The sequence below is a fragment of the Actinospineispora acaciae DSM 45401 genome, from assembly GCF_000620785.1.
GTDB classification, from domain to species: domain Bacteria; phylum Actinomycetota; class Actinomycetes; order Mycobacteriales; family Pseudonocardiaceae; genus Pseudonocardia; species Pseudonocardia acaciae.
Genome location: NZ_JIAI01000004.1, coordinates 308285 through 329742, shown reverse-complemented (window position 1 = coordinate 329742; position 21458 = coordinate 308285). Strand labels below are relative to the sequence as shown.

Below are 21458 nucleotides of genomic sequence, written 5' to 3'. Positions count from 1 at the left end.
CTGGCACCTCGCTTCGTACGTTCCGGGCGACCGCCTCACCGTACGCCGCGATCACGGCCCGTTCGGACGCTTTAGAAAAGCTCTTTCGCAGAGGTAATCTGATCGGCGTGATGGCGTCCCTGCGCCTTGCCGAGGAGCTGATGGGCGGGGTGGCCGCGCTGCGCCGGGTGGTCCGGCGGCGGTTGCGCGGCACGGTGCCCGGCCCGGCGCTCTCGGGCGCCCAGCTGGAGCTGCTGCGGTTCGTCGAGACCGAGCCGGGCACCGGGGTGGCCGCCGCCGCCCGCGCCCTGCGCCTGGCCGGGAACTCGGTGAGCACGCTGGTCAACCAGCTGGTCGCGCGCGGGCTGTTGGACAGGGAGGTGGACCCGGCCGACCGAAGGGCCGTCCGGCTGGTGCTCACCGACGCGGCGGCGAGCCGGCTGGCCGCCTGGCGCGCCGCCCGGTCCGAGCTGGTCGGTGCCGCGCTGGACCGGCTGCCCGCCGACGACCGGGCCGCCGTGCGGGCGGCGCTGCCCGCGCTGCGAAGGCTGCTGGCCGAACTGGAGGAGGAACGGTGAGCGCTCAGGAGACCGCTCAACAGACGCAGACCGCCGTGCGCTGCGTCGGGCTGTACCAGCGCTTCGGGGACACCGTCGCGGTGGACGGCCTGGACCTGGAGGTGCGCCGGGGCGAGGTGTTCGGGCTGCTCGGCCCGAACGGTGCCGGCAAGACCACCACCATCCGGATGATCACCACGCTGCTGCCCGCGCCGCCGGGCGCGATCGAGGTGTTCGGCGTGGACGTTGCGCGGCGGCGCACGGCGGTGCGGCGGCTGATCGGGTACGTGCCCCAGCAGCTGTCCGTGGACGCCACCCTGACCGGCCGGGAGAACGTGGGCCTGTTCGCCCGCCTCTTCGACGTCCCCCGGCGCCAGCGCGCCGAGCGGGTGGCCGAGGCGCTCGCGGCCATGGACCTCACCGACGTCGCCGACCGCCCCGCCAAGAACTACTCCGGCGGCATGGTGCGCCGCCTGGAGCTCGCGCAGGCCCTGATCAGCGCTCCCCGCCTGCTGGTGCTGGACGAACCCACCGTCGGTCTCGACCCGGTGGCCCGCGACGGCGTGTGGACCCGCATCGAGCACATCAAGGCCACCACCGCGATGACCGTGCTGGTCACCACCCACCTGATGCAGGAGGCCGACCACCGCTGCGACCGGGTGGCGCTCATGCACCGAGGCCGGATCCGCGCCCTCGGCACCCCCGCCGAACTGCGCGGCGCCCTCGGCCCGACCGCCACCCTCGACGACGTGTTCCGCGCCCACACCGGCGACCGCCTCGACGACCGGGGCGACCTGCGCGACGTCCGCGCCACCCGCCGCACCGCCCGGAGGGTCTCGTGATCACCGACATCCCGCCCGACCCCGGCCCGCTGCGCGCGCTGCGCACCTCGGCGTCCCGGGTGGCCACCATGTGCCTGGTCGAGCTGCAGCGGCTGCGCCACGACCGCACCGAGCTGGTCACCCGCGCCGTGCAGCCCACCCTGTGGCTGCTGGTGTTCGGCCAGGTCTTCACCCGGATCCGGGCCATCCCGACCGGCGACACCCCGTACCTGGACTTCCTCGCGCCGGGCATCCTGGCCCAGTCCGCGCTGTTCATCGCGATCTTCTACGGCATCCAGATCATCTGGGAGCGCGACGCCGGCGTGCTGGCCAAGCTGATGGTCACCCCGACGCCGAGGGTCGCGCTGGTCGCCGCCAAGGCGTTCGCCTCCGGGATCCGCGCGGTGGTGCAGGCGTTCGCGGTGCTGCTGATCGCGGCGCTGCTCGGCGTGCACCTGCAGCTCGCGCCGCACCGGCTGCTCGGCGTCGTCGTCGTGCTGATGCTCGGCTCGGCGTTCTTCTGCTGCCTGTCGATCACGATCGCCGGCCTGGTGCTGTCCCGCGACCGCCTGATGGGCATCGGCCAGGCCATCACCATGCCGCTGTTCTTCGCCTCCAACGCGCTCTACCCCGTCGAGCTGATGCCCCGCTGGCTCCAGGCGATCAACCACGTCAACCCGCTGAGCTACCAGGTGGAGGCGCTGCGCGGCCTGCTCGTGGGCACCCCCGCCCGCTACGCCCTCGACCTGGCCGTCCTGGTGCTCTCGGCCGCTTTCATGGTCACCGTCGCGGCCGCCCTGCTGCCCCGACTGGCCAAGAACTAGCCGACCCGTGGTCAGCATCCCAAATACGTGGTCACGATCCAGCCGCGCGTGGCCACCGCCGGCGCCGCTGGAGCCGCTGGAGCGTTCTTGTTCAGCATGACCATGGCTGCGATCAGTATGCCGATGAGGCCCACGCCCGCAACTTTGAGATGGGCGTGCGCCGTGGTCTTGCGGCGTTGAGAGTCGCTCGCCCAGTGATGGTTGCGGCTTCGATAGCCTTGTCGGTCTTACATGTCGCCGGTGACATGCCCGGCACGGACGCCCCAGCTTATCGACCTAGCGCTTCCAAGATGGTCGTAACCACGCTCGCCCCTTATGCATTGTTCCGATCTCGTCTTGTCGATGGTTTCGCTGAGGGTCGTCAATCTAACGAAACCGCCATCGAGTGAGGTGGCGTTAGTGAGGAACTGTCACAAATGTACGAACCAGGGCACCACTTTGTCGGCGGTATGGCCACCGAGAGCGACGTGGCGTTGGCGGGCACCTCCACGAATGTACGGCGCAGGGCAGGCCAGGGTCCAGGCTGGTCTCGGGTTCGTTGCGCACCAGCAGCTCGGGCGGGCGCGCTGAGCAGGGCGGGGACCCAGAGCAGGTAGCGCAGCGTGCCGGCGGACATCTCGGCCGCGCCGAGCGGGCACAGCAGGCTGTTGAGAATGCCTACACCCTGGAATCCAGCTGGGTATCTTTGGAGTTTTCGGTGTTGTTGTCGTGAACCAGGTGGCCCCACTGCTCGTCCGCGTCAGAAAGACTGCCTTCCTCGGAGCGGGCCGGTATTTGTATCGCGTAGCCGCGGGGTAGGTCTCGCGTGAGGGATCCTTTTGTGTCGACCCGTATGCGTGCACCGTTGAACCGGGCGCCCTTGACGAACTTTGCTCGGGCGAACCGAACGGTGCCGTTGAACCGAGATTCGTCGAACAAGGCACCTCTGTGGAACCATGTCCCTATGAATACGGCACCTCCGGTGAAGTATGTCCCGTCAAACAGGGCGCCTCGGGTGAACTGTGTGCCACTGAACTGGGCATCTCCAGTGAACCGAGCCTCGTTGAACCGGGCGATACTACGGAAGTGGGCTCCACCGAATTGAGCACGCGTGGTGAACTGTGCTTCGCTGAACAACGTTTCGCCAATGAATCGAGCCTCGCTGAACCGGGCGACCGCTAGGTGGCAGCCTGTGAAGTCGAGATTGACGAGGGTGGCTCCCGCGAGATCGAGACCTACGCCAGCCCAGAAAGTGCTGAGCGGATTGTATGGATCGTCTCCGGGGTGTAGATGTATTGCGAGTATTCGTTGCGCGGTCAGTCGAACTTGTAGTTCCTGTGCGGCTTGTTCGCGCTCACGCTGCTGTGCGTCTATCTGGCTGTCGCTCTGGATGCCGTGCGGAGGCTCTTCGTGGGCGGCTTGGGTGCGAGTGGTGGCGGATGATGCTCTCGTTCTATTGCTGGAATCTGGCGTCTTGTACGGCATGCGAAGGTACGCGCACAGCAAGTTGACGATAGTCTGTCGTTGGTCCGGGTTGTTCTGTGCGAGGCGTTCCAGTGCATACATGCCCGCAAGCCTTACCGGTGCCGTATCTGAACCAAGTTGGTCAGCGGCTTTGCTGTACAAGTCGGTGACCCGCCGTTCGAGCGCATCTCGGTCGGCTGCTTGAGCGATGCGTTCCTGCAGTGCTTGGTCGAGGTCTTTCTGTCGTAGCGCGATTTCGCTGGTACGTTGCCGGCGGGCGGCTAGCCACAACGCGCCGGCTCCACCACCGCCGAGTACGATCGTGCCGGCTGTCTTGATCGCTTCCAGCTGATTTCTGTCAGCTTCGGTGCCTTGCCCATAGGCGATCAGTAGCCAGGTGGCGGCACCCGCTCCAATTGCGGCTATCGCTAGGGCTGCCAGCGCCATGGTGCGGATTGACAGCACTCGATAGGTGGGGCGCGGCTCCATGTTGGCCAACCATAGCGAAGTAACGGCTGGCGATTGCACCGTTCGGGGTGTTGGCAGATGCCTGCTGACACGCTGGGCCGGGCGGCACAGGATCAGAGCACGATCCCCGGCGGTGGGGGCGTGAGGGCCGGGTGGTCGCGGTGGAACTCGCGGGACCGGGGGAACGATCGCAGCCAGTCGTAGAACAGCTCCTTCGCGGACAACAGCTCGACACCGCTGGCGGCCATCCGTCGCAGGCCGTTGTGGTGCGCCCGCGCGGGCGAATAGACGGCGTCGTCGACGGCCACCACCCGCCAGCCCATATCCCGCAGGCGCAGGGCCGAGTGCGCGACGCACACGTCCGTCTCCAAACCGACGAGCACGGCCGTGGTCCTCCCTGACCCGCTCACGGCGTCCAGGATCTCGGGGTTGTCCGGTACGGCGAAGGCCACCTTGGCGAACACCGGCGTGGCGTCCGGGAGCCGGTCCACGACGGACGGCGCGGTGGGGCCGTTGCGGGCGGCGTCCTCCTCGGTGACCACGGCGGGGACGTTCAACGAAGCGGCCACCCCGGCGACCCAGGAAATGCGCGCGAGGGTGGCGTCGAACAGCACGCTGTCGAATCCTTCCTGGGTCGTATAGAACCCAGGCTGCGCGTCGATCACGAGGAGCAGGCTCTGGCCCGCGTCGAGCAGCGGCATGGTCATTTTCCTCGGGTGTAGGCGTCGATGAGCTCGTGCAACCGGCCGCCGTCGAAGCTCGGGCCGTGGCCGGGGTGGACGGTGTCGATGGGCAGCTCGCGCAGCCGGGCCAGGCTCGACAGGTAGTCGGGCACGCTCGAGCCCTCCAGCTCGTCGAGCAGCTCGTCGTCATAGATCACGTCGCCGGAGAACAGCGCCGCGTTCTGTTCGTCGTAGAACGCGACGCTGCCGGGGGTGTGGCCGGGCAGGTGGAGCACGGACAGCGCCCGGTCACCAAGATCGATGCGCATGCCGTCGGAAAGCGCCCGGGTGGCGGCGGCCGGGCGCAGCCGGTAGTCGCCGGGTCGGTAGGACTCGAACGGCACGGCGTCGATGAACAGCTCGGGCATCGACGGGTCGGTCACCGGTCCCATGCCGAGGGTCGCGGCCAGCGCCCTCGCGTCGAGCGTGCCCGGAAGCGGCGCCGCCACCGGCTCGAGCGGGTGCGCCCAGCGGCTGTCGAACTCGTGCGCGGAGCCCATGTGGTCCAGGTGCGCGTGGGTCAGCAGCAGCGTCGGGTCGCCGCCGAGCAGCTCGGGGAACGCCGGCCGCAGCGGAACCACGCCGAGCCCGCAGTCGATGACCACGTCGCCGGTACTGCCCCGGATGTGCCAGATGTTGGCCCGCAGGAACGGGTGCACGTGCGGTTCGTCGATCACGGTGATCGCGTCGTCGACCCGGACCGCGCGGAACCACTCCTCGGCGACGGGCAGGGACCGCGCGCTCACCGGGCGGTCACCACTCGGCGCCTGCCGGCGAGCACGTAGACGACCACCGCCACCAGCGGCCCGGCGATCGTGCAGACGTCCGCGCCGGCCAGGGCGGAGGCGACCGGGCCGGTGAACACCTTGGTGTTGACGCACAGCGCCGCCGCCGCGGTGCCGGCGAGGAGCGCGGACGTGCCGGCCCAGTTGACCCCGTTGCGGTACCAGAACGGGCCGCCGGGGCGTTCGTCGTGCAGCGCCGGCCCGTCGTAGCGGTTGCGCCGCAACGCGATGTCCGTGGCGTAGATCGCCAGCAACGGTCCCAGGAAGGTCACGGTGAGCGCGAGCAGGTCGCTCATCGTGCCCAGGAACGTGGACGCGGCCAGCGCATAGGCGCACAGCGCGCCACCCAGCACCGCGTCGATGACCACCGTCCGCGCCCGGCTCGCCCCCACTCCGAGCGACTGTAGACACAATCCGGACGAATACGTGGTGAGCACGTTGTTCGTGATCGAGCCGCACACCAGCGCGAGCAGGAAAACCGTGTAGAACCAGGGCGGCAGGATCGCGCGCATCGTTTCCTGCGGGTCGGTCATGTCGACCACCGTTCCGGCCAGGATCCCGATTCCGCCGAGCACCATCGCGGCCAGCCAGCCGCCGCCCGCGGTGAACAATGCAACCCGCCACCTCGAACAGTCCGCCGGCAGGTAACGGGCGTAGTCCGCGCCGTTTCCCCAGGACAGCGGCGCCGCCGCGATCAGCGTGAAACCGGTGAACACCGCCACCCACAGCGCTGTCCCGTGCAACGGCGTGAAACCGGCCGGCTGCGCGGAGGCCCGCGTCACTACAAAACCGCCGAGAACCAGCACACACCCGCCGAGCGCGACCGTGAAGAAGGAACTGAAACGCACGATCGTCGCGTGTCCGTAAAGACTGAGCGCGAAAGTCGCCAACCCGATCGCCGCCGCGACCATAACCTTCACCGCAACCGTGGCATGCACCCCCGCGGACTCGACCAGCGCGAAACCGGCCAGCGATCCCACGGCCAGGTTGAGGCCCTCGTACGCGATACAGGTCAGCCAGTTGATGCCCGCCCCGACCACCCGGTTCCCCCGCACCCCGTACATCGCGCGGGTGACGATCGAGCCCGGCGTGCCGGAGGCCGGGCCGCTGATCGCCAGCGTCCCCACCAGCGCCCAGAACAGGTTGCCGAGCAGGAGCACGCCGAACGCCTGCGCCGGCGAGAGCCCCAGCACGACCAGCGCGCCGCCGAGCAGGATGTAGAGGTACGTGGTGTTGGACGCCAGCCACACCGCGAACAGCTCGCGCGGCCGTCCGTGCCGGTCCGCCTCCGGGATGTGGTCGATCCCCCGGCTCTCGATCCTGCCGAACTCGTCGACGGCCCGAGCCCCGGCCGCGGGCTCCTGCCGAACGCGTGGAGGCATCGTCGACTCCTCTATTGAGCAGATGGTCAACAAGCTGTTGAGCACATAGTCAATACGAGGGCCTGGGTGCATGTCAACGGGCCGTGACCGTCAATATGCTGGCGGGATGGCCGGAGGACGCAGCCGCAGGCAGCCGGGGGAGCGCCGGCAGGAGATCGTCGACACGGCCATCGAGCTCGCCGAGGCGATCGGCCTGGACAGGGTGACCTCGCGCGATGTGGCCGCCGCGATGGGCGTCACGTCCGGGCTGGTGCACCACTACTTCGCGACCACCGAAGAGCTGATCATCGCGGCGTTCCGCCACTTCGCGGACGAGGAGCGCGACGAGTGCCGGCGCGAGACCGCCCCGCTGGAGCCGCTACCGGCCCTGCGCGCCTACCTGCTGCGCGGCATGCGGCACCCGCGCCGCCCCACCGTGGCCCGGCTCTGGATGAGCGCGTGGATCGCCGCGCCGAGACGCCAGGGCCTGGCCGCCGAGGTCGACCGGCAGATGCGCGCGGACCAGGAGCTGTTGCGCGACCTGCTGGCCAGGGGCATCGCCGAGGGCGTCTTCGAGCTGGCCGACCCGGCCGTGAGCGCGCACCGGATCCTCGTCCTCTTCGACGGCATCCTGGTCCAGCTGTCCATGCGGAAGACCGACACGATCTACGACGACATCGGCGACCTCGGCTGGGAGACCGTCGAGCACGAGGTCGGCCTGCCGGCCGGTGCCCTTCACGAGAGCAGGCCGGCGGCGCGCTGAGCGCCCAGCTGGTGGGTCGGCACCCGGAAGGTCTCCCGCGCGGTGCCGGCCGCGAGCGCCGAGGCCAGGCAGAGCGCCGCGGTGAAGATCGCAACCGGGACCCAGCCGCCGGCGCCGGGGCCGGCCAGCACGCTCGCGACCGTCGGCGCGAAGCCGCCGATCGCGAACCCGAGCTGGGTGCCGATGGCGAGCCCGGACAGGCGCACCCTGGCCGGGAACATCTCGGCGTAGAAGGCGGGCCAGACGCCGTTGGCCGCGCTGTAGACGACGCCGGACAGCAGGATGCCCACCGCGAGGACCAGGGGATAGCTGCCGGCCGAGATCGACCACAGGTACCCGAACACCAGCGCCCCGCTGCCCAGCGCGCCCGCGATGAACACCGGCCTGCGCCCGACCCGGTCGGCGAGGCCGGCCAGCAGCGGGATCGCGAGCAGCGCCACGGCGTTGGCCAGCACGCCGACCCAGAGCATCGCCGAGCTGGCCAGCCGCGCGGTGTTGACCGCGTAGGACAGCGCCCACACGCTGAAGATCGTGCTCACCGAGGCGACCATGGCGGCCACCACCACCCGCAGCACCCCGGCCCAGTGGTCCCGGAGCAGCTCCGCGACCGGCAGCCTGGCGACGCTGTCGGTCGCGCTCTCGCGCTGGAAGACCGGTGTCTCGGCCAGCGTTCGGCGGATCACGAAACCGGTGACGACGACCAGCGCGCTGAGCCAGAACGGCAGCCGCCAGCCCCACGACAGCAGCGCGGGCTCCGGCAGCAGCGCGACCGGCAGGAACACGGCGGTGGCCAGGATCTGCCCGGCCTGCGTGCCGCTGAGGGTGAAGCTGGTGAAGTAGGCCCGGCGGTGCTCGGGGGCGTGCTCCAGGCTCATCGAGTTCGCGCCGGCCTGCTCGCCCGCCGCGGACAGCCCCTGCAGCAGCCGCAGCGCCACCAGCAGCGCGGGCGCGAGCACGCCGACCTGGCCGTACGTCGGCAGGCAGCCGACCAGGAAGGTGCTGACACCCATCAGCAGCAGGGTGGCGACCAGCACCGTCTTGCGGCCGAGCCGGTCGCCGATGTGGCCGACGAACACCGCGCTGACCGGGCGCGCCACGTAGCCGACGCCGAAGCTGGCCAGCGCGAGCAGCGTGCCGGTCGCGGGCGAGGAGGACGGGAAGAACACCTTGCCGAAGACCAGCGCGGCGGCGGTGCCGTAGATGAAGAAGTCGTAGTACTCCAGGGCGCTGCCGATCCACGCGGCGGCGGCCGCCTTGCGCGGCTCACCCGAGGTGGTGGTGGCCGGGGCGGTGGGGGGTGATGGAGTGACGCTGCCGTCCGAGGTCACCGTTGGCCTCCCTAATGTATGAACTAGTTAGTTACATACGCGGCGAACGCATCGTGAGGCCCCGGGCCGGCGGTGTCAACCCCGCGCGACGGATTCAGCTCGGCCGGCGCGCGGTGAGGTGGTCCACCACCAGGTCGCCGACCAGTCGCCGGTAGTGCTCGCGGCGGTCCGGATCCAGCGGGTCGCGACGGAAGATCGCCGAGAAGGTGTGCCGGTTGGCGGTGCGGAACACGCAGAAGGCGCTGATCACGAGGTGGATGTCCAGGGCGTCCACATCGTCGCGGAACACCCCCGAGGCGCGGCCCCGGCGCAGGATGCGGGCGAGCACGTCCACGGCGGGGTCGGCCAGCCCGGACAGGATGGGCGAGCGGGCCAGGTGCTTGGCGTGGTGGATGTTCTCGATGCTGACCAGCCGGATGAACTCCGGGTGCGACTCGTGGTGGTCGAAGGTGAGCTCGGCGAGCTGGCGGATCGCGGCGGTCGGCTCCAGGTGCTCGACGTCGAGGGTCCGCTCCAGCGCGCGGATGCCGGCGTAGGCCCGCTCCAGCACCGCCAGGTAGAGGCCCTCCTTGCTGCCGAAGTAGTAGTAGATCATCCGCTTCGTGGTGCGCGTCTTGGCGGCGATCTCGTCCACCCGGGCTCCGGTGTAGCCCTGCTCGGCGAACTCCGAGGTGGCCACGTCCAGGATCTCCGCCCGGGTGCGCTCCGGGTCGCGCTGGCGCGGTGCCCCCGACGGCTCGGCGGCGGGTACTGCCACGGCTCCTCCCCGGGTGACGTGCCGACCCGCTGACTGTAGGCCGCCGGGGTGCCAGGGGTTGTCGGGCGCGCGGCTTTCGTGCCGCGGTGTCGTCCGGTATAACTAACTAGTCCGTACATTAAGCTGGAGTGGCCGTGGCGGAGTACCTGGTCGGCCTGGTCGGGCGCGGGATCGGCCCGTCGCTCAGTCCGTCGCTGCACGAGCGGGAGGCGACGGCGCTCGGCCTGCGGTACCGGTACCGGCTGCTGGACCTGGACGTGCTGGGGGTGCCGGCTCGCGGGGTCGGCGGGCTACTGGTGCGCGCCCTGGCCGAGGGTTATCGCGGGCTGAACATCACGCACCCCTGCAAGCAGCTGGTCGTCGAGCACCTGGACTCGTTGTCGGCGGACGCCGAGGCGGTCGGCGCGGTGAACACGGTGGTGTTCGACGGCGGCCGCGCGGTGGGGCACAACACGGACGTCACCGGCTTCGCGCGGGCGGTGCGCACCGGGCTGGCCGGCGCCGCGCAGCGCCGCGTGGTGCTGCTCGGGGCCGGCGGGGCGGGCGCGGCGGCGGGATACGCGCTGCTGGCGGCGGGTACGTCCGACCTGGAGGTGGTGGACGTGGATCACGGCAGGGCGGGCGCGCTGGCCGGGCGGCTGCGGCGCCGGTTCGGCGAGCGTGCCGCGCGGGCCGTCGAGGCCGGGGCCGAGCTTGGCGAACGGCTGAACGGCGCGGACGGCTTGGTGCACGCCACCCCGACCGGCATGGCCGGCACCCCCGGCACCGCGCTGCGGCCCGAGCTGCTGCGCCCCCCGCTGTGGGTGGCCGACCTGGTCTACCGCCCGCTGCGCACCGAGCTGCTGCGCGCGGCCCGGGCGCGGGGCTGCCGGACCCTGGACGGCGGCCGGATGGCGGTGCACCAGGCGGCCGACGCGTTCGAGCTGTTCACCGGCACCCCGCCGGACCGGTGCCGAATGCTGCGCCACTTCGCCGAGGAGGCCTCCCGTGCCCGGTGAAAGGTGCGCGATCGCTACCGTGTGCCTGTCCGGCACGCTGGAGGACAAGCTGGCCGCCGCGGCCACCGCGGGGTTCGACGGGATCGAGGTGTTCGAGCCGGACCTTGTCGCGGCCCCGATGCCGCCGGCGGAGGTGCGCTTGCGGTGCGCGGACCTGGGCCTGCGCATCGAGCTGTACCAGCCGTTCCGGGACTTCGACTCCACCGACCCGACCCGGTACGCGGCCAACCTGCGCCGCGCCGAGCGCAAGTTCGACCTGATGGCCGAGCTGGGCGCGGACACCGTGCTGGTCTGCTCCTCGGTGGCCCCGGACGCGGTGGCCGACCTGAACCGGCTGGCCGAGCAGCTGCGCGAGCTGGCCGAACGGGCCGGCGCCCGAGGCCTCCGGGTCGCCTACGAGGCGCTGGCCTGGGGCCGGTGGGTGCACACCTACCGGCGGTCCTGGGACGTGGTGGCGCGGGCCGGGCACCCGGCGCTCGGGCTGTGCCTGGACAGCTTCCACGTCCTCTCCCGCGACGACGACCCGGCCCCGATCGCCGCGATCCCGGCCGAGAAGCTGTTCTTCCTGCAGCTCGCCGACGCGCCCCGGCTGGCCATGGACGTGCTGCGGTGGAGCCGCCACCACCGGCTGTTCCCGGGCCAGGGCTCGTTCGACCTGGTGACCTTCACCGAGTCCGTGCTCGCCGCCGGCTACGAAGGACCGCTCTCGCTGGAGGTCTTCAACGACGTGTTCCGGCAGGCCGACCCGGTGCGCACCGCCGTGGACGCCCGCCGCTCGCTGCTCGCGCTCACCGAGTCGGTGGCCGCTCGCCGCCCCGACCTGGCCACCGGCCCCGGCGCGCCGCCGGCCCCCGAGCTGTCCGGGCACGCGTTCGCCGAGCTGAGCGTCGGCCACGCTGCGCAACCCCGGTTCGCCGGGCTGCTCGCCGCACTGGGCTTCGCCCGCACCGGCCGGCACCGGAGCAAGCCCGTCGAGCTGTGGGAACAGGGCGAGGCGCGGGTGCTGCTCAACGCGAGCGCCGACCGGCCGGACCGGGCGGAGATCGGCGCGGTGGCCGTCGAGTCGGCCGATCCGCCCGGTTCCGCGCGCCGGGCGGAGCTGCTGTGCGCGCCCGTGCTGCCGCGCACCCGGGGTCCCGGCGAGGCCGACCTCGCGGCCGTGGCCGCCCCGGACGGCACCTCGGTGTTCTTCTGCCGGACCAGCGCCGAGGCCGGCTGGCGCGCGGACTTCCCACCCACCGGGGCCTCGGCGGGCGCCGGCGCGGGCATCACCGGCATCGACCACATCGCCCTGACCCAGCCGTTCGACTACTTCGACGAGGCCGCGCTGTTCTACGGCGCGGTGCTCGGGCTGCGGGCGCACCCGGAGGCGGAGTTCGCCGCGCCGTTCGGGCTGATGCGCAGCCGCGCGGTCACCGACGAGGCGCGGCGGGTGCGCCTCGCGCTGTCCGTCGCACTGCTGCGCCGGGGGGAATGGGCGCCGGGCGTCACCGACCCGCAGTGCGTCGCGTTCGCCACCGACGACCTGTGCGCCACCGTCCGCGCGGTCCGGGAACTCGGCGCCCCGCTGCTCGCCATCCCGGACAACTACTACGACGACCTCGACGCCCGGTTCGCGCCGGAGCCCCGGCGGCTGGCGGCCATGCGCGAGCTCGGCGTGCTCTACGACCGCAACGGGGGCGGCGAGTACCTCCAGGCCAGCACCGAGCTGCTGGGCGGGCGGGTGTTCTTCCTGCTCGTCCAGCGCGTCGGCGGCTACGGCGGGTACGGGTGGGCCGACGCCCCGGTCCGGATGGCCGCGCACCGCCGGCGGCGGATCACCCGGTCGAACACCCCCTGAGGGGTGAGCTGACGCCCGCCGTCACTTCCGTGGCGCGAAACTGGACACCGACGCCAGTGCCCTCGCCGGCCCGAGCTGCCACGTTGTACATGACGTACAACACGGTCCGGAGCTTTGGGTGCCTCGGGCCATCGCACTCCCTTCGGCAGGCCCATAACCTGCTAAGTACATCTATAAGACTGTGGATGCGGGGGTTGCCGTGGAGCTGGTTCGAAGCCTCGGACCGAGCACGTCGACGCGGACGTCGGGCACCTGTGAGTGCGGGCTGAGCACCGAACCGCCGGCCGGGGCCACGTGGTGGCGGCCGGACGTGGATCTCGATCCGGGCGCCTCGGTGCGCGCGGTGGTGCGCTACGGCGAGGAGCCCGAGCTGCGCCGGGCGGTGCGCCGCCCCGACGGCTCCGGCTGGTCGGAGCACGGCGCGATGGTCAACTTCTACCACGACATCACCCCGCCGATGAGCTGGACGCGGGTCGGCACCTGCTGGGCGGAGACCTCGCACCCGGTGGTGGCGGTCCGCGAGGACGCCGACGGCTCCTGGGTCGTCCAGGCCTGACCGGCCGCCGCGCGGGCAACCGGCCCGTCGCGCATCCCGCGCCGTGTGCGACGGCCCAACTACGTGCGCGACACGGCCGTTCGTGGCGCGCAGGCCTCCACGAGCTGCCGCTCGGCGTCGCCGAGGTAGCTGGAGAGCAGCTTCGCTGCGTGCGCGCCGCTGCCCCGCTGCAGGGCGGCCAGGATCTCGCGGTTGCGGTTCAGGTACGGCTCGTGGAACCGGCGGGGGTTCTCCATCACCGAGAAGACCAGGCGGAGCTCGGCCAGCACGGCCTGCATCAGCTCGCGGACCCGCACGCTGCCGGACAGCTCGGCGACGGCCTCGTGGAACACGATGTCCGCGGTGGCCAGGCCGCGCCAGTCCCGGGCGTCGATCGCGGCCCGTCCGCGTTCCACCGCGTCGGCGAGCCGGGTCAGGTCGGGTGGCGCGCCCTCGACGTCGCGCACCGTCGCGCACTCCACCAGCCTGCGCAGCCGGTACAGGTCGACCACGTCGGCCACGCCCAGCACGCGGACGAACATGCCCCCGTTCGGCCGGTGCACCAGCAGCCGCTCGTAGGTGAGCAGCCGGAACGCCTCCCGCAGCGTGGCGCGGGTGACGCCCAGCGCCACGATGATCTCTTCCTCGGCGAGCCGGGTGCCCGGCGGGAAGTCGCCGGCGCTGATCCGCGACCGCAGGATGCGCGCCACCCGCTCGGACGTGCTGGTACGGCCGGGCAGCGCCCGGTAGGCCAACAGCCCGTACGACCCCATGGCCGCCCCCGCGGATACGTGGGACCCATTTCACTCAACGTGAGTGATTCGGAGTCTAACAGAATTGTTCAACGATCAGACGAACGGGCATTGACGATCATGCTCGCGGTGGCCTGGGCGGCCAGCGTGTCGGTCGGTTCCAGGACCCGGGCGTTGACGATCATGCGTTGCCGGCCGCCGTGCACCAGCTCGGCGTCCAGCCGGTACGGCCGGCCGGGCCGCACCGGCCGCAGGAAGTCGATGTCCAGGTTGAGCGTGATCACCGGGAACGCCCGCTCGCCCGCGCTGGCGCACGCCGAGCCGCAGACGTCGTCGAACGCCATCGCGATGTATCCACCGTGCACCCCGCTCCCGGCGAAGTTGACCAGCGCGGCCGGCGGCGTCCAGTCGACGGCCACCCGGCCGGGGTCCGCCTCCCGGTAGCGCAGGCCGAGCAGCCGGTGGTGCTCACCGTGCGGCACGCGCCCTTCGACCAGCGCCCGGATCATCTCCACGCCGGAGAGCTCGGCCGACAGGGCAAGCATGGCCCGCCACATGTCCGGCCCGGCGGCCTCGTCGCTGCGTGTCACCGCCCCACCCTGACCGGCCGCCACGGTCGCCGTCGATTACCCGCGAGGTAACGCTAACGACCCGTGGGCAGGGTGGCGGCCAGCGCGGCGCCCGCGGCGAACAGTCCCGCCACGATGAGCAGCGCGAGGTGCATCCTGGGCATGAACTCCGCCTGCGCGCTGACCAGGCCGCCGAGCAGGGCCACGCCGAGCACGGAGCCGACCTGCCTGGCCGAGGTCAGCACGCCGGACGCGACGCCGGTGTGGGCGGCGGGGGCCGCCCGGAGCGCGGCGGCGGCCACGGTGGGCTGTGACGCGGACTGGCACAGTCCGAGCAGCACCAGCCCGACCGCGAGCGCCCAGTACGGGGTGTCCGGCCGGGCCACTGCCAGCACCGCGCTGCCCGCGAGCCCGGCGAGCTGCCCGGCGACCAGCGTGGCGCGGGTCAGGCCGCGTCCGATGAGCCGCCCGGCCAGCAGCGGGCCCACCACCGTCACCGCGGCGAACGGCAGCAGCGCCATGCCGGTCTGCCAGGCGCCCTCGCCGCGCTGCTGCTGGAAGTACAGGGACAGTACGAACAGCTGACCGTAGACGCCGACGCTCAGGATCAGGCCCACGATCGAGACGGCGGCGAACCGGCCCCGGCCGAGCAGCTCCGGCGGCAGCATCGGGGCACGCGCCCGGCGTTCCACCCGGACGAACGCGGCGGCCGCCAGCGCGGCGGCGAGCAGCGTGCCGACCACCACCGGCGCGAGCCAGCCCCGGTGGCCGGCCTCGGTCAGCGCGATCGCCAGCGCGGCGAGCGTGACGATGCCGAGGGCCTGCCCGGGCACGTCGAACCGCCCACCGCGCACCGGCGTCTCGGCGCCCGCGCGCGCCAGCAGCGCCCACGCCAGCACGGCCACCGGCACGTTCAGGAAGAAGATCACGCGCCAGCCGAGCGTGTCCACCAGGCCGCCGCCGACCAGCGGGCCGAGCACGGTGGCGGCACCGGCCACCGCCGCCCAGTGGCCCAGCGCGCGGGCCCGGGCGGTCGGTTCGGCGTGCAGGTGGCGGGCCAGCGACAGCGCGGTCGGCAACATCAACGCCGCCGTGACCCCCTGCGCGACGCGGGCGGCCACCAGCACCGGCAGCGACGGCGCCAGCCCGCAGGCCAGCGAGGCGACCGCGAACCCGACCAGGCCGATGCCGAACACCCGGCGCCCGCCGAGGCGGTCGGCCAGCGCGCCGGTGGTGAGCAGCAGCGCGGCGAACATCAGGTTGTAGCCGTTGACCACCCAGGCCATCGCGGTGACCGTCGTGCCCAGGTCGCGCTGGATGCCCGGGATCGCCACGTTCACCACCGTGGTGTCCAGCACGATGACGAACACGCCCATCAGCACGCCGAGGTAGCTCAGCCTGGCCGCGCGCGGCGGGGCGTCCGCCCCGCGTTCGGTGTCGTCCACGTCGAACCTCCGCTAGTCGATCCGCTCGATCCGCTCGATACGGGCCAGGACCTTGGTGCTGATGCGGCGCAGCTCCTCGCGCTGGCGCTCGCCCAGCTCGTCCAGCAGGTACTCGCGCACGCTGCGCGCGTGCCGGCGGGCGGCCGCCTGGAGCGTCGCGGCGCCGGCCTCGGTCAGCTCGGCGTGCCAGGCGCGCCCGTCGGTGGCGCTGGCGGTGCGCCGCAGCAGCCCGTCGCGCTCCAGGCGGGCCACCGCATAGGTGATCCGACTCGGGTTCGACCTGGTCGCGTGGGCGAGCTCGGTGAGCCGCATGCCGCCCTCCGGTGCCGAGCCGAGCACGAACAGCAGCTCGTAGTAGGTGCGCGGGATGCCCACGTCGGCCTTCAGGTCGCAGTCGAAGTGGTTGAACAGCTCCCTGCTCATCGCGGAGAACGCTCGGTACACCCGCTGCTCGTCCTCGGTGAGCCACTCGATCTCGATCATCCAAAGTCCTTCAGTACTGAAGTAAATCGACGACAGATTACTTCAGTACTGAAGTAGTGTCGAGCCGGTTACCGGCGAGGTGCCCGTTCCAGGGCCTCGGGGGTGAACACGTAGCGCAGGAACCAGTGGCGCATCCGGCCGATGAGAGCCGCGTCGCCGTGGATCCGGACGTCCGGCCGCCGGACCAGCCGCGCCCAGGACAGCCGCCCGAGCCACCATTCGGTGACGGCCAGGGTGGGCGCGGCGAACCACACGTCGACCGGGGCTCCGGTGTCCTCGCGGCACAGGTTCACCTCGGTGCGCGACAGGTGCAGCCAGAAGTGCCGGTCCGTCGCGGCCCGGTCGGTGAACTCGACGGCGAGCACGACCGTCCGGGCGGGCAGCGCCGCCGGGTCCACGCGCCGGCGCATGTCCCAGGTGAGCGCGACGGTGTCGAGGTCGTCCTCGGTGAGCGCGGCGCGGTCGTTGGCGCCGGCCCACCGCGCGAGCTCCCGGATCACCGGGGCCAGCGCGGCACCGGACTCGGTGAGGCGGTAGCCGCCGTCGGTGGGCTCGACGACCCCGGCGTGGCGCAGGCCGCGTAGCCGCGACGCCAGCGTCGCGCGGGGGATGCGGGGCAGGCCACGGCGGATGTCGGTGAACGTCGACGCGCCGAGCAGCAACTCCCGGACGACCAGCAGGGACCACCGCTCGCCGAGCACGTCCAACGCCCGTGCCACCGCGCAGAACTGCCCGTACCCGGCCACGCCGCGAGGCTATCGGTTCAAGAGTTGAACTGGAACGCCCCGCCGTGCGGCCCGAGGGTCGGAGCATGGATCTCGGAACGAGCGTGCTGGACGCGATCGGAGACACCCCGCTGGTGCGCCTGCGCAGCGTGGTGCCGCCCGGCTGCGCGCGGATAGTGGTGAAGCTGGAGGGCGCGAACCCCACCGGGAGCATGAAGGACCGGATGGCGCTGGCCATGGTCGCGCGCGCCGAGGCCGACGGCCGGCTGCGCCGAGGCGGCACCATCGTGGAGTACACCGGGGGCAGCACCGGAGCCTCGCTGGCGCTGGTCGCGGCGGCGCGCGGATACCGGCTGCGGATCGTGACCTCCGATGCGTTCAGCCGGGACAAGCTGGCCCAGATGGCCGCCTTCGGCGCGCGGTTGACGGTCCTGCCCAGCCCGGGCGGGCTGATCACCCGCGAGCTGATCGAGCGGATGATCGAGACCGCCAGGCAGATCGGCCGGGAACCGGGCGCCTACTGGACCGACCAGCTGACCAACACCGACAGCATCGCCGGCTACCACCCGATGGGCGAGGAGATCTGGCGCCAGAGCGGCGCCGAGGTGGACGCGTTCGTGCAGGCCGTCGGCACCTCGGCGTCGCTGCGCGGGGTCGCCGCCGTGCTGCGCCGGCACGATCCGAGGGTGCGGATCGTCGCGGCGGAGCCGGCCGAGTCCGCGGTGCTCGGCGGCGGCCCGAAGGGTGCCCACCGCATCGAGGGCATCGGCATCGGCTACCTCCCGCCGATGTGGCAACCCGAGCTGGTCGACGACATCGTCACCGCCTCGACCGCCGAGGCCGAAGCCATGGCCCGGCGCCTGGCCCGCGAGGAGGGGCTGTTCACCGGGACCTCCTCCGGGCTGAACGTGCTCGGCGCCATCCGCGTCGGTCGGCGGCTCGGCCCGGACGCGACGGTGGCCACCCTGCTGGTCGACTCCGGGCTGAAGTACCTCGGCAGCGGCGTGTACGACTGTGGTTGTCCGTCCACCTGACCGAGAGGGAGCGCCGTGAGGTTCGGCATCAACCTGATCAACAACGGCCCGGGGGCCACCCCCGACTCGCTGGCCGAACGCGGCCGCTACGTCGAGGAGGTCGGGTTCGACCTGCTGATGATCTCCGACCACGTGGTGCTCACCGAGGATGTGGCGGCGGCCTATCCGGCGCCGTTCTACGACCCGTTCGTGACCCTGAGCTACCTGGCCGGCACGACCAGCACCGTGGAGCTGGGCACCACCGTGCTGATCGCGCCGTACCGCCATCCGCTGCTGACCGCCCGGATGGCGGCCAGCCTGGACCAGCTCAGCGGCGGACGGCTGGTGCTCGGGGTCGGGATCGGCTGGGCGCGCGAGGAGTTCGCCGCGCTCGGAAGCGACCACTCCCGCCGGGGCGCGATCACCGACGAGTACCTGGAGGTGATCAGGGCGGCCTGGACGTCCGAGCTGGTGTCGTACGACGGCGAGTTCGTGCGGCTGCGCAACGTCCGTACCGCGCCCATGCCGCGCCGAGAGCCGCACATCCCGATGTGGGTCGGCGGTGCGAGCCCGAGGGCGCTGCGCCGGGTGGCCAGGTTCGGCGAGGCCTGGCACCCGCTGCACCCCACGGTCGCCGAGGTGCGGCGCGGCCAGCGGGAGCTGCGCCGGCTCGCCGAGGAGGTCGGCCGCCCGGCCCCGGTTGACGCGCCCCGGCTGTGGCTGCGCATCCTGCCCGAGCCGGTCCCCGGGGACGACCGCCCGGCCGGCACCGGCTCGCTCGACCAGATCCGGGCGGATGTGCACGAGCTGGCCGAGCTCGGCGTCGACGCCGTCGTGTTCGACACCTACCGCCGCGAGGCCCTGGACACCGCGCACGGCGACGACATCGCGGCGTTCGACCTGCTCGCCGAGCGGGTGATCGACCTGGCTACGGGCCAGCCGCGATGACCTAGAGGTTCTCGGCGTTCTCGGTCACCGGGACCGAGAACCTCCAGGTGGTGGTGAGCCCAGGCGAGCGCGGAGCTCGGTGGCCTGGGGGGCGTTGACCACCTCAAAGATCGCGAGCGCCTCCCGCCAGGACTCGTGCGCCTCGTCGACACGGCCGGCGTCGCTGAGCGCGTCGCCCAGGTCTTGGAGGGTTCGGGCGGTGTTGAAGTGGTCATCGCGATCTCGACTGATCGCGATGGATCCGCGGAACTGTTCGACCGCGTTGTCGAACTGGCCAGCATCTGAATAGACCGAGCCCAATCCACGTCGAGACAGGGCCTCCGCCAACTGATTGCTGGTTCGCTGGGCGGCGACCAGCGCTTGCCGCAGGCGGTGCAGGGCCTCCTCGAATCGCTGCTGTTGTCTGAGGATGTCGCCCAGCTCGATCAGCGTGTGGCTCTCGCCACGCTGGTTGCCGATCTGTTGAAAGACCGTGAGTGCCCGCTCGCAGTGGTCGGCGGCCTCATCGAGCCGGTGGAGCTTGTTCAGGGTCATTCCGAGGAGGTGCAGGGCGCCGCCCTCGCCTAACCGGTCGGCGCTGACGCGCGCGAGCTCAAGTGTGTGGCGGTAATACGAGATCGCCTCGTGGAACCGCGCGGTGAAGAGGCGTGAGTCGCCGGCCCAGCTCGACAGCCACAGCTCGCGCCGTGTGTCCCGCGGTTGCCGGGCACTGGCGATTCCGGTACTGCACATGGTGTGCACGTCCGCCCATCGAGCGCGCATGTCCATGAAGTTCACGAAGCTGAGTGGGAGTTGCGCGGCGAGGTCGTGATGCCCGTGTTCGGCGGCGGATTGAACCGCGGCGGTGAGGTTCGGGTACTCCTGATCGCACCAGCGCACGGCGTCGTTTCGGGAATCGAACGTCAACGGACGACAGTCGACCTCGGGTGGATCGGGTGGCGGCTCAATGCCATGCGGGTATACGAGCCGTTGGGCCGCGTATGCGGTGTGCAGGTACCAGGAAAGTGAGCGCCGGAGGATGGTAGTGCGGTCGCGTTCGGATTCGTGGATCTTGGTCTGTTCGGCGGCGTAGTCGCGGACGAGGTCGTGGAACTGGTAGCGGTCCCGGCCGATCTCGGTGAGCAGGTGCACGGCGGTTAGCTCGTCCAAGTGACGGAGGGCCTGCTTGGTGGTGGCGTCGATGAGTGCGGCCGCGGCGGGGGCGCTTATCGTGGGACCAGGGTGCAGGCCGAGCAGCCGAAACACCCGCGCGGTGTCGACGGGCAATGCGCGGTAGGACCAGGAGAACACCGTGCGTACCGCGGTTGTGTCGTCATCGTCGGCGGCCAGCATGTCCATTCGATTCTGTTCGTCGGCAAGGTCGGCCACGAGGTCGGTGAGGGAGCGGTGGGGCCGATCGGCGACGCGTTCGGCGGCGATCCGCAGCGCCAGCGGCAGGCCCGCGCAGCGATGCGCCAACTCGCGGATGACCTGAGGTTCGGTGTCCGCCCGCGCCGCCCCGATGATGTGTTGCAGCAGGGTGACCGCTTCGGCGGGAGGAAGCTGGTCGAGGTTCACCCGGTGCGCCCCGTCGCGGGCCACCAGCCCGGACAGCCGGCTACGACTGGTCACTATGACCAGGCAGGTGGGCGTGTTCGGCAGCAGCGGGCGGACCTGCTCGGCGGTGGTGGCGTTGTCGAGCACGATCAACATCCACCGGTCGGCCAGCAGCGACCGGTACGAGCTTGCCATCGCCTCGACATCCGAGGGGATCGCCTCGTCGGCGGTGCCCAACGCACGCAGGAACTGCTCCAGCGCCTGGGCTGGGGTCAGCGGCGAGCTGGGTCCGTAGCCGCGCAGGTTCACGTACAGCTGCCCGTCCGGGAACCGGTCGCGCACTCGGTGCGCCCAGTGCACCGCCAGCGAGGTCTTGCCCATGCCACCCGCCCCCGCGATCACCGAGATCACAACCTCCGATGACCCACCGGCGTCACCCGCGCGGTCGGCGAGCAGGACGTCCAGCTTGGCCAGTTCATCGGCCCGATCGGTGAAGAACATGACGTCCCGGGGCAACTGCCTCGGCCGCCTGGACCCGCCGCCGGGTGGTGCGCCGATCGACACGTGCTGGATCGAGCGGGCCTGCACCACCGCTTCGGCTCTCGAACCAATCAGCTTGTTATCGACCCCGGTCGATCCCCTGGCTCGACGCCATCTGTCGCTGAACCGTTCGTGATCTTTCGTCATCGTCGGCCCTCAATCATGTGGAACCTACGGTAACGAGTCGATTACTCAATATCCGGCGAACGGTTGGAATCGACGCACGGTCGTTGCCGCTGGACGACTCGACCGGGGCGTGGAGCGCC

General features: G+C 71.5%; 21 protein-coding genes. 9 read left to right on the top strand and 12 right to left on the bottom strand.

The annotated features are described in order from the left end of the window. Positions 1-110: 110 nt before the first annotated feature. The 3 genes from N912_RS0121715 to N912_RS0121705 are packed head-to-tail and all read left to right on the top strand — an operon-like array spanning position 111 to position 2181. A complete protein-coding gene (locus N912_RS0121715; RefSeq protein WP_028924056.1) occupies positions 111-557 on the top strand; it encodes a MarR family winged helix-turn-helix transcriptional regulator in 447 nt (148 codons plus the stop codon). Further along, positions 554-1378 carry an ABC transporter ATP-binding protein gene (locus tag N912_RS0121710; protein WP_051580572.1) on the top strand — a complete coding sequence of 275 codons (825 nt, stop codon included), beginning with the start codon at positions 554-556 and terminating at the stop codon, positions 1376-1378. Before N912_RS0121715 ends, N912_RS0121710 begins: the two co-directional genes overlap by 4 nt. Then, on the top strand, positions 1375-2181 hold the full coding sequence (locus N912_RS0121705) for an ABC transporter permease (RefSeq protein ID WP_028924054.1): 807 nt from the start codon (positions 1375-1377) through the stop codon (positions 2179-2181). Before N912_RS0121710 ends, N912_RS0121705 begins: the two co-directional genes overlap by 4 nt. A 657-nt stretch (positions 2182-2838) precedes the next feature. Here the strand turns inward: N912_RS0121705 and N912_RS62165 are convergent. The 4 genes from N912_RS62165 to N912_RS0121680 form a co-directional block, all read right to left on the bottom strand. Beyond that, entirely contained in the window at positions 2839-4113 is a 1275-nt protein-coding gene (locus N912_RS62165; RefSeq protein WP_084211080.1) for a pentapeptide repeat-containing protein, read from the bottom strand. A gap of 92 nt (positions 4114-4205) precedes the next feature. Further along, positions 4206-4799, bottom strand: a complete 594-nt coding sequence (locus N912_RS0121690) for an isochorismatase family protein (protein ID WP_051580571.1) — start codon at positions 4797-4799, stop codon at positions 4206-4208. Further along, positions 4796-5560 carry an MBL fold metallo-hydrolase gene (locus N912_RS0121685; RefSeq protein WP_028924052.1) on the bottom strand — a complete coding sequence of 255 codons (765 nt, stop codon included), beginning with the start codon at positions 5558-5560 and terminating at the stop codon, positions 4796-4798. Before N912_RS0121685 ends, N912_RS0121690 begins: the two co-directional genes overlap by 4 nt. Then, positions 5557-6981 (bottom strand): purine-cytosine permease family protein, encoded by a 1425-nt coding sequence (locus N912_RS0121680; RefSeq protein WP_037065822.1) that lies wholly within the window; start codon positions 6979-6981, stop codon positions 5557-5559. The genes N912_RS0121685 and N912_RS0121680 overlap by 4 nt, the downstream gene beginning before the upstream one ends. Positions 6982-7087: 106 nt before the next feature. Here N912_RS0121680 and N912_RS53670 point away from each other — a divergent pair, with 106 nt between their 5' ends. Then, positions 7088-7723 (top strand): TetR/AcrR family transcriptional regulator, encoded by a 636-nt coding sequence (locus N912_RS53670; RefSeq protein WP_051580570.1) that lies wholly within the window; start codon positions 7088-7090, stop codon positions 7721-7723. Here N912_RS53670 and N912_RS53665 read toward each other — a convergent pair. Together N912_RS53665 and N912_RS0121665 are read right to left on the bottom strand one after the other, a co-directional pair. Next, positions 7696-9051 (bottom strand): MFS transporter, encoded by a 1356-nt coding sequence (locus N912_RS53665; protein WP_084211076.1) that lies wholly within the window; start codon positions 9049-9051, stop codon positions 7696-7698. The genes N912_RS53670 and N912_RS53665 overlap by 28 nt on opposite strands. 94 nt (positions 9052-9145) lie before the next feature. Then, positions 9146-9808, bottom strand: a complete 663-nt coding sequence (locus tag N912_RS0121665) for a TetR/AcrR family transcriptional regulator (protein WP_028924050.1) — start codon at positions 9806-9808, stop codon at positions 9146-9148. 134 nt (positions 9809-9942) lie between these two features. Here N912_RS0121665 and N912_RS0121660 point away from each other — a divergent pair, with 134 nt between their 5' ends. The 3 genes from N912_RS0121660 (at position 9943) to N912_RS53660 (ending at position 13202) form a co-directional block, all read left to right on the top strand. Then, positions 9943-10806 carry a shikimate dehydrogenase gene (locus tag N912_RS0121660; RefSeq protein ID WP_211261349.1) on the top strand — a complete coding sequence of 288 codons (864 nt, stop codon included), beginning with the start codon at positions 9943-9945 and terminating at the stop codon, positions 10804-10806. After that, entirely contained in the window at positions 10796-12646 is a 1851-nt protein-coding gene (locus N912_RS0121655; protein ID WP_028924048.1) for a bifunctional sugar phosphate isomerase/epimerase/4-hydroxyphenylpyruvate dioxygenase family protein, read from the top strand. Before N912_RS0121660 ends, N912_RS0121655 begins: the two co-directional genes overlap by 11 nt. Positions 12647-12956: 310 nt before the next feature. Further along, the gene (locus tag N912_RS53660) at positions 12957-13202 is read left to right on the top strand and encodes a hypothetical protein (RefSeq protein ID WP_037065820.1); all 246 of its coding nucleotides are present in this window, start codon (positions 12957-12959) and stop codon (positions 13200-13202) included. A gap of 59 nt (positions 13203-13261) precedes the next feature. On the opposite strand, the gene N912_RS0121645 is transcribed toward N912_RS53660, so the two are convergent. The 5 genes from N912_RS0121645 to N912_RS53650 form a co-directional block, all read right to left on the bottom strand. Beyond that, positions 13262-13954 (bottom strand): GntR family transcriptional regulator, encoded by a 693-nt coding sequence (locus N912_RS0121645; RefSeq protein WP_028924046.1) that lies wholly within the window; start codon positions 13952-13954, stop codon positions 13262-13264. Between the two features lie 68 nt (positions 13955-14022). Beyond that, the gene (locus N912_RS0121640; RefSeq protein ID WP_051580569.1) at positions 14023-14523 is read right to left on the bottom strand and encodes a PaaI family thioesterase; all 501 of its coding nucleotides are present in this window, start codon (positions 14521-14523) and stop codon (positions 14023-14025) included. Between the two features lie 53 nt (positions 14524-14576). Next, a complete protein-coding gene (locus N912_RS0121635) occupies positions 14577-15947 on the bottom strand; it encodes an MFS transporter (protein WP_051580568.1) in 1371 nt (456 codons plus the stop codon). Positions 15948-15959: 12 nt separating this feature from the next. Further along, on the bottom strand, positions 15960-16430 hold the full coding sequence (locus N912_RS53655) for a MarR family winged helix-turn-helix transcriptional regulator (protein WP_037065818.1): 471 nt from the start codon (positions 16428-16430) through the stop codon (positions 15960-15962). Between the two features lie 68 nt (positions 16431-16498). Then, positions 16499-17176 (bottom strand): winged helix-turn-helix transcriptional regulator, encoded by a 678-nt coding sequence (locus N912_RS53650; protein ID WP_051580567.1) that lies wholly within the window; start codon positions 17174-17176, stop codon positions 16499-16501. Positions 17177-17241: 65 nt separating this feature from the next. Between N912_RS53650 and N912_RS0121620 the strand changes: the two genes are divergently transcribed. Then, entirely contained in the window at positions 17242-18189 is a 948-nt protein-coding gene (locus N912_RS0121620; RefSeq protein ID WP_028924043.1) for a PLP-dependent cysteine synthase family protein, read from the top strand. A gap of 15 nt (positions 18190-18204) precedes the next feature. Beyond that, positions 18205-19116, top strand: coding sequence for an LLM class F420-dependent oxidoreductase (locus N912_RS0121615; RefSeq protein WP_028924042.1), 912 nt, complete (start codon positions 18205-18207; stop codon positions 19114-19116). Positions 19117-19140: 24 nt separating this feature from the next. On the opposite strand, the gene N912_RS53645 is transcribed toward N912_RS0121615, so the two are convergent. Then, positions 19141-21339, bottom strand: coding sequence for an ATP-binding protein (locus tag N912_RS53645; protein ID WP_084211075.1), 2199 nt, complete (start codon positions 21337-21339; stop codon positions 19141-19143). Positions 21340-21458 lie beyond the last annotated feature (119 nt).